Genomic DNA, 14,696 nt, shown 5'->3' on the forward strand with positions numbered 1-14,696 from the left:
TTTCTATTTTTAGAAAGCGTAGACGCAAAGCGGCAAGTCACGAGACATCGGTTCTATGAGTTAGCTGCTTATGTAATTTCGGGAACTATATATTTAGTTTCCTTGGCGATGCTAATTAACCTAACTCAAGCAAGAGGACACAAAATGTCATATACAGCCTACTTACTTCGATTAAAAGTAAACTTCAGAGAACTGGTAAAACTCAAAAAAGCCTACGGGTCAAAACTATCATAGAACAGTTTGGCTATCAGCGTAGAAGTCAATCATTCATAGATGATTTTAATATTACTCTTGATAAATTGGGACTTTGTGCAAATCCTCTGTTGGATTTGTATATTTTTTTAGATACAAAGATAGCTATTTCTATTAAAGGTATATTATGGCGATCGCTTCCAGGTTGTAATCATGGTTCCTGATTATGAAAAACACCAAGTAGTCCCAGTCTCATTTGACTCTATTGATTATCCATCTTTTGAGTATGTCGCTAAAAAACCTGATTTAGTACAAGCAGATCCAATTACTAATCGCATCAAAGAATTTAAACTTGACTTTAGCCAAGTCAAAGGGCTAAACGAAGAAAATGAGTGTGAAGAATCCTAAGTTAGAAACTCTGAAATTAGAATGGGGATTGGATTAGCAATAGCTTAATAAAAATGGCGATCGCTCTTTTAGCAGTGTTGGAAACATCACTCTAGGAATATTAGGATATTTTACTTGAAAACTGCTGCTAACAAGTGTAGGATTAATGGCGATCGCCAGAGCTAGAATTTTGCCTGCACCCCGAAACTCTGTACCAACTTTGCTATAGGCTCTAGTTAAGCTGCTAGGCCAAGGGTCTACTCGACAAAGAAAAGAATGATTGAATACTTCCATTGCCTGTTTGTATTCGGGGTCTTGAGTAGTACTATCGGCTTCGTGTTTACGAATGACCTCTTGTACTTCAATTGGTAGCTCATTCATCAGGCTATAAGCTTGAGATGACAAATTGTCGAATGCTAGAAGGCGTGTTAGCTAGAACGAGACTGACTAACCCAGTAGGTTGAGAAAAAGCATGTTCCAAGGCTAAACAACCGCCCCATGATTGCCCAAAAAGATGAATTTGGTCTAAATTTAAGGCACTGCGGACGGCGAAGAGTTCTTCTTTGAACAAATCAATGGAATATAAGGTGGGATGTGTGGGGCGATCGCTATTACCACACCCTAATTGATCGTAAAAAATAACTCGCCTTCCGGTTGCGGCGATCGCTTCCAAAGGTTCTAAGTAGTCGTGGGGTACTCCTGGCCCCCCATGAAGACACAGCAGTGGTAGTTTTTTAGAATATTCTTGGTCTGGTTTAACGATGCGATACCATACCTGATGACCACGGAATGAAATAAAGTCTTCGAGGGCAGAAGTATTAGACATGGCACAAAAATTATTTGACATTATAATAGTCGACTATACGTAGACAAAAATAGCAAATGGCGATCGTCCGCCCAAGAATAATTGATTACCACGGCATTTCAGCTACCCAAGCACAGCTAGATTTTGCCATAACATTTCTAGATGAAGATATTCCCCTTTACGTTGACCCTTTTCTTTTATGGAAGTCTCCCTCACAACAAGACCAATCACTTCATACCTCCATAATTAATTCCTTTAATAACCTAAACTTTCTTGTTCAGAAAGGCAAAATAGATCAGGCTCGTGACAATCTCATTCTTGCATCTGAATGCCAAGAGATTGGACTGGGATTGTCAAAAAAACGAAAAGGGATAAAAATTAGCCGTAAAAAAGCAGATGAAATTCTCTCTTTATTTCAGAGAATTACTGAGTATGGAAAATACGGATTTGTTCACTTTGAAGAAATCCAGTTTTATGTAGATGGAATTGCGAAAGATCGGATCAGTGATATTTGTTGTAATTTTATTAAATCATTTTTAATAGACTTTACAATACAACAATGCGAACAACTAGGGATACCAATTGATAAAGCTGTTGTTTCTGGACTTTATGACTACCGTAAAAATTTATTTATCTTAGATAAGGAAATTACATTGCCTGTGAATCCTGAAACAAAAGAGCCTTTAATTTTTGTTCCTAAGAGATGGCTCAAATTTTCTCCGTGGATCAACTTTGAAGACTACTTTAAGGATTACTGTCCTCGTGATGAAATTTTTAATCCTGGTGAGCCAGAAGAACGTGTTAAGGTTCTAAACTTCAATAGGGAGAATTATGGCATTGTTCAGGAATATATCAAGGTAAAAGAGCGAACTCAGGATGACTGTAAAAACGATCCGCTATTTAAACAGATTCCCGTCTTGTCCGCTAAACGAAAATTAGGTGAAATACAAAAGTTACCAACAGGAAAGACGAATGAAGCAGACATTAAATACGAAAATTATATCTGTCAACTTCTTGCATCGCTTTTCTATCCAGACCTTGACTTTGCAGCAAAACAGAGTCGTACAGAATCTGGAAGACTTATTCGAGACCTCATTTTTTACAATAATAGGTCAATTGATTTTCTTCAAGAGATTTATCAAGACTATGGCAATAGACAGCTTGTTTTTGAGTTAAAGAACGTCAAGATAATTGAGCGTGAACACATTAGCCAACTCAATAGATATCTGGATTCTGGTCTTGGTAAGTTTGGTGTTCTCGTCACAAGAAACCCTCTCTCAAAAGCAATGTTGGGCAATACTATTGATTTATGGTCTGGACAAAGACGATGTATCATTACGCTTACAGATGAGGATATCTCCTTAATGGTTAATATTTTTGAGAGTAAGCAGCGCTCACCAATTGATGTTCTCAAAAAAAAGTATGTGGAGTTTCGTCGAGCTTGTCCCTCATGAAAGATGAAATAGATGAAGCGTAAAGATGTTGATGAATTTGAAAAACTATCGGGACAACTTCAAGGTATTTACGAAGAGATTTCTGTATTGTCTAAAAAATCTCCCAATGATGCAGTCAATAAGTTTAAACTCAATTTTATCAACCAACTGTTGAATGGCTCGAATGGATTCCTTGAAGATAAATATCGGCCTTTTAAAGAATTTTCAGAGTTTGATACAGATGATGTTCCACAAAATAGTGATGTAGTATTTATTCTCTCACAGTATCTACAATGCTTTGAGAAAATGCGTGCAGATAATGTAAAGCAGCGATATCTCAGTTGGTATTGGGTAGTAGATGCTGAAGGAAATGAAATTGGAGATGAATCAGGCAAAATTTATATTAAAACAATTCGTCCAAAGCGCTTAAGAGAATAAATTATTATTATGAAAATAGATCAAAAACAGACAAGCCTAGTGAAAGCCGAACTGCATGAAGTTACAATGCCTCTAATAGATGCCATGCATATAGAATTTAAAGAACTTAGCAAGAAGAAGCCAGAGGCTGTGTTGAGCAAGAATAAGGTAAAAATTGTCAATAGACTTCTAGAAAGCTGTCGTAAAGTATTAGATTCGGAAACATCGCTTGACTATCTTGATCTCATTGATGAGGATGATATCCCTCAAAATAGTGATGTAGTACTGATGTTATCTCAGTACGTAGCCGCTATGAAGCAGTTCAAATCCGCTTATTATGGCTTGGATGGTGCCGTGCGTCGCTGGTTTACTGAATAAATACAGGGTTTTTAAACTGATTGAATCATACTACTGACTTCCAGAGAGTAGAGATTTCCCCACTTACCTGTAAATTGCACCCTCATACCTGGTAGTTAGCAGTTAAATATTATGCAGTGGATACTCTTAAGTTACTCCATCGCCTTTATCTGCTGATTAGCTGCATTTTCTGCCCGCACCATCGCTTGCTTTAATGGTTGTTGCCCCAACAAGGCACTGACAAACTGGTTATCAAAATTATTCACGATCGCACCTGGATACTTACCTACCTGCCACGGTGTAGCATAATTCACTCCCGCAACTAAGATCACAGTAGGTCTTGGTCATAGGCGGGAAATATTGAGCATTTGTATTGTAAGCAAGTGAGAACCGATGCTATGCCCTATTAGAATATGACTATAGTCATGACTACGGTTATTATGAAATCAATTTCCAAAAGTAAACTCAAATCTCAGCTTCTTGAGTTCTTACGACTTGTAGAGTCAGAGGGAGAAGAAATTGTAGTTACCGATCGCGGTAAGCCAGTGGTGAAAATTTCCAAATACGCACAAACACCTTCAACAGAGGAGTTATTTGGAGAAATGCGCGGTAAAGTGAAGTACTTTGAGGATTTAACTACACCAACCACTGAGGAATGGACACAATTGTGAAGATAGTCCTTGACACTTGTGCCCTAATCTGGTGGAGTTTAGATCCAGCTAAACTTTCTGAACAAGCTAAAGAAGCGTGCAACTACATGGAAAGGGATAAAAATGGTCTTGTCCCGTCAATAGCTATATGGGAAATTGCGATAAAAATCAAAAATAAAAAACTAGATTTAGGAGTCAATCTTAACGAGTACGTAGTAAGGCTGAAAAAGTCTAGTACCGTTGAGATTGTACCCATTGATGAAAATATTTGGATGGAAAGTGTCAACTTAGAATGGGGTCATCGAGATCCAGTAGATCGAGTTGTCGTCGCACTAGCCAGAAGTAATCAAGCTGCGATAATTACATCTGATAAAGAGATAGCAAATTTCTACTCAGAAGTGATTTGGTAGAGTTCATTAGGGGTGTAGGGGTAATAAGGGTATAGGGGTATAGGGGGTTCAAGCGTTGTCCGAGGATTGAAACCTCGGACAACGCGGTCGTCCCAAGGGATGGGGCTTTTAACAAGAGTGGTTGTTGGGGCTAGTCTTTTTCCCTACACCCCTCACCCCTACACCCCTACACCCGCCCCAACGGGGCTTGGTAATAAAGATTACTTACTCCATCGTCTTAATTTGCTGATTAGCTTCATTCTCTGCCTTCAGCATCGCCTGCTTTAATGATTGTTGCCCCAACAAGGCGCTGACAAACTGGTTATCAAAATTATTGATGATCGCACTTGGATACTGACCTACTTGCCACGGTGTAGCATAATTAACTCCTGCCACTAATGGCGATCGCAAGGGATCTTGGTCATAGCCCAAATTCTTTGCCACTGATTTACGTGTTGGCAAAGCAAACCCTGTGCCTGTCCACTTCTGCATCCCGACTTTACCCGTGAGATAACAAATCAACTCCCAAGCTTCGGCTTTGTGCTGTGCCTGCTTGTTCATCACGTAGGCAACGGACAACAGCATTGTGCCTTTTTTATTATTAATCATAGGTACTTGTGCGGTAGCAAACTCTACTTGGGGAAAGGTTTCGGTTAGATAGGGAATTGCCCAGTTACCTTCAATCACCATCGCCACTTTACTCTGACCAAACATTTCACTACCTGAGTTTGTCCCCACATCAGATTTTTGGGCAGAGGAGCGGTCTTTTTGATACTGATCTATCACTAACTCTAAACCCTGCAAACTTGCCTCACTGGCAAAGGTAGCATAACTATTTTGATCAACGAGTTGTCCACCAAAGGCTTTAATTTTATAAACCTGACGTGCTAAGTCGGGGTTTTCTCCAAAGCCGTATCTGTTAAGTTTGCCTGTCAATTGCTTAGAGTAAGTGCGTAGTTCATCCCAAGTAGCTGGCGGATTACTCAAGCCTGCGGCGGCAAAGGCTTTTTTGTTATAAAACAGGGCAAGGGTGGAATAGTCTTTAGGAAGACCATAAATATGGTTCTGGTATTTGAAGCTGTCAAGTAGGCTATCCTCGAAGTCCGCTAGGTCAAATTCGGGGGTAATGTAAGCTTCTAGCGGTTCGAGAACATTTTGACTCATCAAAAAAGGAGCTTCCACCGACTCCAGATAAAAGACATCAGGCGCTGCTTCCCCAACCAGACGAGTTTTGATTACATCCATGTATTGGTCAGAAATCGCCTCATATTTGACCTTAATATTTGAATGCTGTGCCTCAAAGTCTAGCAATACCTGTTTCAAAAGTTTTTGCTCAACAAGATTGCCTCCCCAACCACTGAGTTTAATGGTGACTGGGGTAAACACTGAGAGTTTGCTTGGTAATTCTAGGGTGTGACAACCAATAATGGCGATCGCGATCGCCACCACCAATGCCAAAAAATTAAATAATCCTTTATTGTTCACAAACAAATAATACGTCTCTTTCCTTGCTCATACCTTGTGTTATTAAGGAGTGATATCTTAATTATTTGAAATTATGGTTAAAAATTGCAAGCTAAAATAACGAAAAATTATCAGCGATGCTAATTAAAGCATACTGAGATCCTTTGCAAGCTGATTTATCCGAGGATACTTCACCCATAATCTATGTTTACGGATTCTGTTCAGATTGAAACAACTGCGCCACTGACCCTGGAATTTACCCAGATTGCCTCACCACCAACAGCAATCTCTTCAAACTCTCGAATTTCCAAGGATACTATTCGCACTAGTTTAAAAGCTTCCACTGCGGATTCTGTCTTAGCATCGGTTTACTCTCTTGGAACTGGCGGGATTTTACTCAGCAATTTATTGGTGCAATTGGGTGCTAGTCCAGTGGTATTTGGAATGCTGTCCTCTATTCCCATGTTGGTCAATCTCATTCAGCCGTTGGGTGCTTACTTGTCTGAACGCAGCACTAGCCGCTTTCAATATTCGCTTCGGACACACGGAATTGGTCGGCTGCTATGGCTGGTTTTAGTAATTGGTATTGCCAGCGCCAGCTTGGGAGTGATTGATGCTCACCAGTTAGTCATATTGACACTCTTGATTGTTCTATTCAGTAGTCTTTTGGGAGGACTAGGAACTGCATCGTGGCTAAGTTGGGTGGCAATGATAGTTCCTCGGCGATTACGAGGCAGGTATTTTGGGACACGCAATAGTGCTGCTAGTCTAACTAATCTGGTTTGCGTACCAATGGCCGGTCTAGTTGTATCACATTGGTATGGGGGAACTCTACAAGGCTATGGAGTAGTTCTACTGATAAGCGTTGTCTTTGGGATTATGGGATTGAGCTGTCAGTATTTCCAGGTGGACATGAATCCGCAATCGCAAAACACTTATTATGGCAAGTCCCCACAAACCAGTGAAATTCAATCAGAGGTTACAAAAGATGAATCTTCTGAAGTACTTCAATCAATTCATTTGCCACAAGACGAGTTAGCTAACAGCATCTGGAAAAATTCTAACTTTTTGATATTTCTGCTGTATTTCAGCTTTTGGACGCTTGCTGTTAACCTCAGCAGTCCTTTTTTTAACCTCTATATGCTTAACACGTTGAATTTAGATGTGAGCTATGTGACTATCTACAACAGCCTTCAGGCGGGGGCAACTTTGCTGATGCTTATCCTATGGGGAAAATTAGCAGACAAGATAGGTAATCGTCCCATCCTCATCTGTATTGGGATTTTGGTTGCAGCTACACCATTGCTGTGGCTGGGGATTAGTGTTAATCGCCTTGACATCTGGCTGTGGTTGCCACTACTACACATCTTGACTGGAGGTACTTGGGCGGCAATTGACTTGTGCAGCAACAATATACAATTGGGCATTGCACCAATTAAAAATCAGTCTATCTATTTTGCGATCGCAGCTGCCGTTGCTGGAGCGAGTGGTGCTTTGGGTACAACTATAGGCAGCTTTCTCGTCCAATTTGCTCAGTCTGGAGGCTTACTAGGTTTGTTTGCCCTCTCAGGTCTATTCCGACTAGTAGCCCTTGTTCCACTCATGTTTCTTCAAGAGCCGGGGAGAGCGTGAAGAAGTAGGGAGCAGGGAGCAGGGAGCAGGGAGCAGAGGAGAAGTTGCAGTAAGTTTTTCCCCTCTGCCTCTTTGCCCCTGTGCACCTCTACCTCTTGTACCCAATGCCCCAAGCCCCATGCCCCATACTTTATTCTGCGGCGGTAGAAGTCAAGGACATTGTTTCCCACAACACCATGTGAGGTGTTGTTAGTACAGGCTGGTGTAGGGCAATCAGTCGGGCTAAGGTGTTCTTTAATTGGGTACGGGGTACAATATCATCAACAAAACCATGCTGGAGCAAATCTTCAGCAGTCTGGAAATTTTCGGGTAGTTTTTCCCGCAGGGTTTGCTCAATCACTCGCCGACCAGCAAAACCAATCGTTGCCTTGGGTTCTGCCAAAATTATATCGCCCAACATTGCAAAACTAGCGGTAACGCCGCCCGTTGTCGGGTTGGTCAAAACAGGAATATATAATAGTCGGGCGTCTTTATGGCGCTGTAAGGCTGCGGAGATTTTTGCCATCTGCATCAAAGAGAGCATACCTTCTTGCATTCTCGCGCCACCGGAGGTACAGATGATAACTACAGGATAGCGTCGTTGAGTGGCTTGCTCAATCATCCGGGTGAGTCTTTCTCCCACGACCGAACCCATACTACCACCCATGAAGCGGAAGTCCATAACTCCAAGGGCAATGGGCAAACCATTGATTTGACCTAAACCAGTTCTAACCGCGTCTATTAAGCCAATTTTATCTTGTGTTTCCCGCAAGCGATCGCTGTAGAGTTTGCGATCGCGAAATTCCAGCGGGTCGGTTGGACGCAAATGCTCATCCAGCGGTTTCCAGGTATTGTTATCTATCAATTGACGGATGCGCTCATCACTGTCTACCCGATTGTGATGACCACATTCGACACAAACCATCTGATTGGCTTTTAGGTCTTTTGTATATGCCAACACACCACACTTAGAACATTTATGCCACAAACCATCAGCAATTTCACGTTCTTGGCGTTCGAGGCTGGTAGATCCTGACTTCCGTCGATTTGCAAACCAATCAAATAGAGACTTTAAACCACGTGATTCTTCGTTGTTAGCCATTTTTTATTTTATTTTAAGTGGGTATGAGGTCGAAAACATTTCAAACCGTATTGGGTTGTCCTTAGTCATTAGTCATTTTTCTTTATTAAGACTAATGGCTCCATCGTCAAACTAAGCTTTTAAGCAATTGAGACCTTAATTTTCATCTTTGGTTGCCAGCTTAACGAAAATACTTATACCAATACAAGTCTCTTGCTCTTTTTTTCAGCAGACTTAATTATATGGATGTAGTGACAAAGCCATGAGAATACCAACCTCCAAATAAGATGCTCTCCCCCTCCCACCCAAATCAATTATTCCTATTGCTAGGTTCTGAACAATCAGCATCTGTTGTACTAGTTGCGCTTGCCAACGGTTAATCGTCGTTAAGAGGGTAATACAAGTCACAAGCTGAATATTATCAAAATGTGAAAGGTAGATGGGGTAATGTTGGTTACAGTCACGAATTATAAATATTTATTATGAATGGGTATTGGGTACAAGAGGCAGAGGTGCACAGGGGCAGAGGGAAAAACTTACTGCAACTTCTCCTCGGTCACTGAGCGTAGCCGTTCGCGCAGCGTCTCGTAGAGAAGTGCTGCTCCCCTGCTCCCTACTCCAACTCAAGAGGCTGGAAAAAATAACCGCAGGTAGCTAGACAAAATGGCTTCGCCGCTAAACAGGGTAATCACAGATCCTAAAGCTAGAAAAGGCCCAAAAGGTATCTTTTGTCCTAATTTTTGTCGCGATCGCTGCATAATCAAAATACTGATGCCAATTAATGCTCCTAGCGCACAAGCAATAAAACTAGCCAAGAGCAAATATTTCCAGCCTAACCAGGCTCCCATCATGGCTGCTAACTTGGGGTCACCTGTACCCATTGCAGTTTTACCAAAGGCAATTGAACTCAATAGGGCGATCGCATCAAACAACCATAAGCCCAATACTGCACCAACGATGGCTATCATAAGATGATTTACCAGTGCCACAAAACTACCCTCTGGTAGAAAACCAGCTACCATTTGAAACAAAATCCCCACCACCAAACCCGACTGAGTAAGTGGACTGGGTAGGGTCATTGTATCTAAATCGATGAGCGATAGCGCCAATAACCAACTGCAAAAAGTCCAATAGCCTATTGTTAAAATCGAAACTTGAAATACCAAAAAAATTAGTAAAAAAATTATGCCCGTTACCCCTTCTACCACAGGATAACGGACAGAAATTTTGCTTTTACAATATCGACACCGCCCTCTTAAGGAAATCCAGCCGAACACTGGTACATTGTCGTAAGCTTTTAGCTGGTTTAAGCATTTAGGACAACGAGAAGGCGGCCAAAGAATTGACAACCCAGCAGGTAGGCGATAAACAATAACATTGAGAAAACTACCAATAGATGCACCCAAAGCAAAGACGATTACACTCGCCGGGATGGCGAACAAAATGTCCATATAGTCATTTGTCCTTTGTCATTTGTCCTGTGTCATTTGTGCTGTGTCATTTGTCTTTTGTCAATAACTAATGACCAATGACTAATGACTAATGACCAATGACTAATGACCAATGACTAATACATGTGCGATTCAATTTGACTTAAGGGCACAAAACACTCTTGAGGTAAAAGAACTGGTTGGTTAGTAAAAATAACCTTACCTCGATGAGTCACACGATTAATTGCTACACCGGAAGGTTGCCCAGCTATTTCGGGGTGTACTTCACAGTGAGTATAGTATATCTGCCCAGCAGCTCTAATTACGGCGGGATCAATCAAAGGCGATTGGTTCTTTGGGGCGGTGAAATTTACTTGACCTTGTCGTAATGCGTACACTATCGACTGTTATTTGATTGCTAGATTTCCCTTTAGTCTACCCGAAACTTATAGCAAAGGTTGCCAAATTGCCCAAGTGGCATCATTTAATTATTTACCTTCAAGAGCTAAAATCAGTGCATCGCCCATAGCGCGGCAACCTAAAAGGTTTTTTCCTGAAGAAATTATATCCCCGGTGCGATCGCCTTGTTCTAAAACTTGCAATACGGCTTGTTCGATGTGATCTGCTGCTTTTGGCTGGTCTAAACCGTAGCGTAACATCATCGCCACACTCAAAACCTGTGCTAGAGGATTTGCCTTATCAAGTCCGGCGATATCTGGGGCGGAACCGTGGACTGGTTCAAATACACCAGGCCCAGAAGCGCCCAAACTAGCTGAGGGTAACATCCCAATACTACCTGTGAGCATGGCGGCAGCATCAGAGAGAATATCACCAAACAAATTACCTGTAACTATGGTGTCGAACTGCTTGGGAGCGCGTACTAACTGCATAGCAGCATTATCTACATATAAATGAGAGAGTTCGATATCTGGATATTCTTGAGAAAGTTGGGTGATGCGATCGCGCCATAACTGAGATACTTCTAATACGTTCGCCTTATCCACCGAACAAAGTTTTCCACCGCGTTTTTTTGCTGCTTCAAACGCCACTCGCCCAATACGTTCAATTTCTGATTCGGTGTAAACCATTGTATTTACACCGCGTTTTTCACCAGTTTCTGTAGCAAAAATCCCTTTAGGTTTACCGAAGTAAATCCCACCAGTGAGTTCACGCACCACCATAATATCTACGCCTTCGACAATTTCGCGTTTCAAAGTGGAGGCGTCGATTAGCTGGGGCAAAATTTTCGCTGGGCGCAAATTGGCAAATAATCCCAAACCTGCGCGTAGTCCTAACAAACCTGCTTCTGGGCGTAAATTGGATGGCAGGGAATCCCACTTGTAACCACCAATCGCAGCAAGTAACACAGCATCACTGTTACGGCAAGTATCGAGAGTGGCAGATGGTAGGGGTTCCCCTGTGGCATCAATTGCTGCACCACCGATGAGGGCTTCTTGGAATTCAAACTTCAGATCAAATTGCTTGCCTACGACTTTTAGCACATCTACCGCCACTGCCATAATTTCAGGGCCAATGCCATCGCCGGGGAGTAGAGTAATGCGGTAGTTCTGGGTCATAGCTGGTTATTACTAGGTAAATGCTTGCAGATTAAATATCATACCCAGCAAAATGTACCGATGGAGTTTTTAATTAATTTGAATGCGGCTCTAACGTAATCATTTGGCATTGGATGAAACCACTATCGGACTCCTATATCCCTAGTTGAGCGGATCGAAACGCTGCAAGATCAGAGCTATAAACACCACTGGGAAACCTACACCCATGCAAATGAGAGCTTGGATAAATGTCAAAGGTGTGGTGTCAAACACTTGATTCATCATGCTCCACTGACTGAACAGACATTGTAAAATCACCACAACCACAATTCCGATCGCAGGTGCATAAGCTACGGGTGTGCGTTTACCTTGGATTCTCACGACTAGAGATGGTAAAAACTGGGTAATGCTTAACAGGTAAAAGACTTCTGCTGCCACCAATCCATTAATTGCCATCGTGCGAGCTAAGGCTTCATTGCCTGTAGTTTGAAGTATCCATTGAAACACCCCAAAAATTACCACCCAATTGAAAACAGAAATCGCTAATATGCGCTTAAGTAAACTACCTGATAAAAGCTTTTCTCTAGGGTTGCGTGGTGGTTGCTGCATCACCTGTCCAGATTTTGGCTCAAAGGCGAGGGGAACAATCAACCCTACTGAACTGACCATGTTCAACCAGAGAATTTGGATTGGTAAGATGGGAAGCACAGTTGCCAGGAGAATGGCAATCAAAATCGTCATGGATTCTCCAACGTTGATCGGCAGCAAGAAGGCGATCGCTTTTCGCAAGTTGCGATAAACACCACGTCCTTCCTCCACAGCAGCTTCTATTGAAGCGAAGTTATCGTCAGTTAGAAGCATATCCGCCGATTCTTTGGCCACCTCTGCCCCGGCTATGCCCATCGCTACACCAATATCTGCCTGTTTGAGAGCGGGAGCATCATTTACACCATCTCCAGTCATGGCAACAATTTCACCCTGAGACTGCAACGCTTTCACCAGATGCAATTTTTGTTCTGGGGCAACTCGCGCAAATACCATACCTTGTTCAGCCGCTTGGGCGAATTCTTTTTCATCCATCTGAGCTAATTGCCGTCCGGTGAAAACTTGTGCTTCAGTCGAGCAAATTCCCATTTGGCGGGCGATCGCAGCTGCTGTGAGTGCATGGTCGCCTGTAATCATTTTTACCTGAATTCCGGCAGATTGACAGGCTTTTACTGCGGCGATCGCTTCCTCACGCGGCGGATCGATTATGCCCTGAAGTCCCAGAAACACCAGTCCTCGATCAATATCATTACGATCCAAGGATCGCTTAGTGGCAACTTCTTTGCTGGCAAAAGCTAGCACTCGTAACCCTTGGTTTGCCATATCAGCAACTTCCTGTTCCACTGCGGCAGGATTGAGACGAGCGAGTTGTCCTTGAGCATCGAACATGCGATCGCATCGTTGGAGAATTGCCTCTACAGAACCTTTGAGATAAATCACATTCAGCGATCGCTTTGCATCTAATTCATGCAAAGTCGCCATGTACTGGAATTGCGACTCAAAGGGAATGGTGTCTATTCTACGTAATTGCTCTAGATTCCCTTGCGTCAATCCCGCTTTATTGGCAGCCGTAATTAATGCTCCTTCGGTTGGGGTTCCTACTAAGTCCCACTGTCCATCTCCCCATTCGATGTGAGAATCATTGCAGAGCAATCCTGCTTCCAGGGATTCCCAAAGAGCAATATGTCCATCTGCATTGAAATCAACAGGCTGTTGATCCATTAGGATTTCACCATCTGGGGCATAACCAATACCGCTAACGGTGTAGTGTTGCCCACCCGCATAAATCTTTTGAACCGTCATCTGATTTTCAGTTAACGTCCCAGTTTTGTCAGAGCAGATAACAGTGGTACTTCCCAAGGTTTCCACAGCGGGTAGCTTGCGAATAATCGCTTTACGTCGTGCCATCCGGGAAACTCCGATCGCTAAAGTGACGGTAACGATCGCAGGCAATCCTTCTGGAATCGCGCTGACTACCAGAGCTACACTCGCTTTGAAAACATCAATCCAAGATTCGCCTTGTCCTAATCCGACTGCAAATGTCAGAGCAGCCAAACCTAAAATGACATACAGCAAGGTTTTGCTAAACTTGTCAATATTTCGTGTCAGCGGTGTTTTCAGATTTGTGCTGCTTTCAATTAACTGCGAGATGCGACCGGTTTCAGTGGCATCTGCGATCGCTATTACAATCCCTTCTGCCTGTCCAAAACTAACGAAACTTCCTGCGTACACCATATTGCTTCGTTCAGCTAACGGTGTTTCGACAGCTAGCGATGCCGTTGCTTTCTCCACCGGAACGGATTCGCCTGTTAAGGCAGACTCGTCAACTTGCAACCCACGCACACTTAATAGCCGCAGATCCGCAGGTACTTTATCCCCAGATGCCAGCAATACCAAATCACCAACAACAAGTTCAGTCGAAGCCAGACGGGTTTTTTGACCATCGCGAATCAAAGTTGCTTCGGTAGTGACGGCTTTGGATAGAGCAGCGATCGCACCTTCTGCTTTCGATTCTTGAATGTAGCTAATGATGACATTAATTAGGGTGACGGCAAAAATTACTCCCGCATCTATCCAATCTCGCAGCAGCAGCGTTACTACTCCCGCCGTCAGCAAAATATATAGTAGTGGTTGATTAAATTGCTCTAAAAATCGTAGCCAAGGACTTTTTCCACTTTTAGCAGTCAGTTGATTTGCACCCATCTGCTGGTGTCGTTTGGTAGCTTCTTCATGGGTCAAACCTGCTTCCGGATGGCTGGCTAACGTTTGCACAACCTTTTGTTCACCCAGAGTATGCCATTCATAGTTGAGTAAATCTTTTGTTGTCTGGGCAAAAGTATTTGTAGCGATCGTATCTGCTGTCATTTCCGTCTCCAAAA

General features: G+C 42.6%; 15 protein-coding genes and 1 pseudogene. 7 read left to right on the forward strand and 9 right to left on the reverse strand.

Features of this window, described 5'->3' with window-relative positions:
• Window positions 1-405: 405 nt before the first annotated feature.
• The gene (locus tag NLP_RS23415; protein WP_104908425.1) at window positions 406-600 is read left to right on the forward strand and encodes a hypothetical protein; all 195 of its coding nucleotides are present in this window, start codon (window positions 406-408) and stop codon (window positions 598-600) included.
• Between the two features lie 33 nt (window positions 601-633).
• On the opposite strand, the gene NLP_RS23420 is transcribed toward NLP_RS23415, so the two are convergent.
• Window positions 634-960: a hypothetical protein gene (locus NLP_RS23420; protein WP_104908426.1), complete on the reverse strand. Its 327-nt coding sequence runs from the start codon at window positions 958-960 to the stop codon at window positions 634-636.
• Window positions 961-964: 4 nt separating this feature from the next.
• Window positions 965-1,426 (reverse strand): alpha/beta fold hydrolase, encoded by a 462-nt coding sequence (locus NLP_RS23425; protein ID WP_104908427.1) that lies wholly within the window; start codon window positions 1,424-1,426, stop codon window positions 965-967.
• Between the two features lie 35 nt (window positions 1,427-1,461).
• Here NLP_RS23425 and NLP_RS23430 point away from each other — a divergent pair, with 35 nt between their 5' ends.
• The 3 genes from NLP_RS23430 to NLP_RS23440 are packed head-to-tail and all read left to right on the forward strand — an operon-like array spanning window position 1,462 to window position 3,612.
• Window positions 1,462-2,838 carry a hypothetical protein gene (locus NLP_RS23430; RefSeq protein ID WP_104908428.1) on the forward strand — a complete coding sequence of 459 codons (1,377 nt, stop codon included), beginning with the start codon at window positions 1,462-1,464 and terminating at the stop codon, window positions 2,836-2,838.
• A 12-nt stretch (window positions 2,839-2,850) separates the two neighbouring features.
• A complete protein-coding gene (locus tag NLP_RS23435; protein WP_104908429.1) occupies window positions 2,851-3,255 on the forward strand; it encodes a hypothetical protein in 405 nt (134 codons plus the stop codon).
• A 9-nt stretch (window positions 3,256-3,264) separates the two neighbouring features.
• The gene (locus NLP_RS23440) at window positions 3,265-3,612 is read left to right on the forward strand and encodes a hypothetical protein (protein WP_234017034.1); all 348 of its coding nucleotides are present in this window, start codon (window positions 3,265-3,267) and stop codon (window positions 3,610-3,612) included.
• Window positions 3,613-3,743: 131 nt separating this feature from the next.
• On the opposite strand, the pseudogene NLP_RS23445 reads toward NLP_RS23440, so the two are convergent.
• Window positions 3,744-3,917 (reverse strand): annotated as a pseudogene (locus tag NLP_RS23445) (ABC transporter substrate-binding protein); the annotation flags it as partial.
• A gap of 99 nt (window positions 3,918-4,016) precedes the next feature.
• On the opposite strand from NLP_RS23445, the gene NLP_RS23450 reads away from it, so the two are divergent.
• Complete coding sequence (locus NLP_RS23450) at window positions 4,017-4,262, forward strand: type II toxin-antitoxin system Phd/YefM family antitoxin (protein WP_234017035.1); 246 nt, start codon at window positions 4,017-4,019, stop codon at window positions 4,260-4,262.
• The gene (locus NLP_RS23455; protein ID WP_234017036.1) at window positions 4,247-4,651 is read left to right on the forward strand and encodes a type II toxin-antitoxin system VapC family toxin; all 405 of its coding nucleotides are present in this window, start codon (window positions 4,247-4,249) and stop codon (window positions 4,649-4,651) included. Before NLP_RS23450 ends, NLP_RS23455 begins: the two co-directional genes overlap by 16 nt.
• Window positions 4,652-4,855: 204 nt before the next feature.
• On the opposite strand, the gene NLP_RS23460 is transcribed toward NLP_RS23455, so the two are convergent.
• A complete protein-coding gene (locus NLP_RS23460) occupies window positions 4,856-6,115 on the reverse strand; it encodes an ABC transporter substrate-binding protein (RefSeq protein ID WP_104908432.1) in 1,260 nt (419 codons plus the stop codon).
• A 183-nt stretch (window positions 6,116-6,298) separates the two neighbouring features.
• Between NLP_RS23460 and NLP_RS23465 the strand changes: the two genes are divergently transcribed.
• On the forward strand, window positions 6,299-7,726 hold the full coding sequence (locus tag NLP_RS23465) for an MFS transporter (RefSeq protein WP_104908433.1): 1,428 nt from the start codon (window positions 6,299-6,301) through the stop codon (window positions 7,724-7,726).
• Window positions 7,727-7,856: 130 nt separating this feature from the next.
• On the opposite strand, the gene accD is transcribed toward NLP_RS23465, so the two are convergent.
• From accD to NLP_RS23495, 5 genes are all read right to left on the reverse strand, one after another.
• On the reverse strand, window positions 7,857-8,807 hold the full coding sequence (gene accD, locus NLP_RS23475; protein WP_104908435.1) for an acetyl-CoA carboxylase, carboxyltransferase subunit beta: 951 nt from the start codon (window positions 8,805-8,807) through the stop codon (window positions 7,857-7,859).
• 602 nt (window positions 8,808-9,409) lie between these two features.
• On the reverse strand, window positions 9,410-10,237 hold the full coding sequence (locus NLP_RS23480) for a prepilin peptidase (RefSeq protein ID WP_104908436.1): 828 nt from the start codon (window positions 10,235-10,237) through the stop codon (window positions 9,410-9,412).
• A gap of 116 nt (window positions 10,238-10,353) precedes the next feature.
• Entirely contained in the window at window positions 10,354-10,614 is a 261-nt protein-coding gene (locus NLP_RS23485; protein ID WP_104908437.1) for a hypothetical protein, read from the reverse strand.
• Between the two features lie 90 nt (window positions 10,615-10,704).
• Complete coding sequence (gene leuB, locus NLP_RS23490) at window positions 10,705-11,793, reverse strand: 3-isopropylmalate dehydrogenase (protein WP_104908438.1); 1,089 nt, start codon at window positions 11,791-11,793, stop codon at window positions 10,705-10,707.
• 141 nt (window positions 11,794-11,934) lie between these two features.
• Window positions 11,935-14,682: a cation-translocating P-type ATPase gene (locus NLP_RS23495; RefSeq protein WP_104908439.1), complete on the reverse strand. Its 2,748-nt coding sequence runs from the start codon at window positions 14,680-14,682 to the stop codon at window positions 11,935-11,937.
• Window positions 14,683-14,696 lie beyond the last annotated feature (14 nt).

Source organism: Nostoc sp. 'Lobaria pulmonaria (5183) cyanobiont' (assembly GCF_002949795.1).
In the GTDB taxonomy this organism is placed as follows: Bacteria; Cyanobacteriota; Cyanobacteriia; order Cyanobacteriales; family Nostocaceae; genus Nostoc.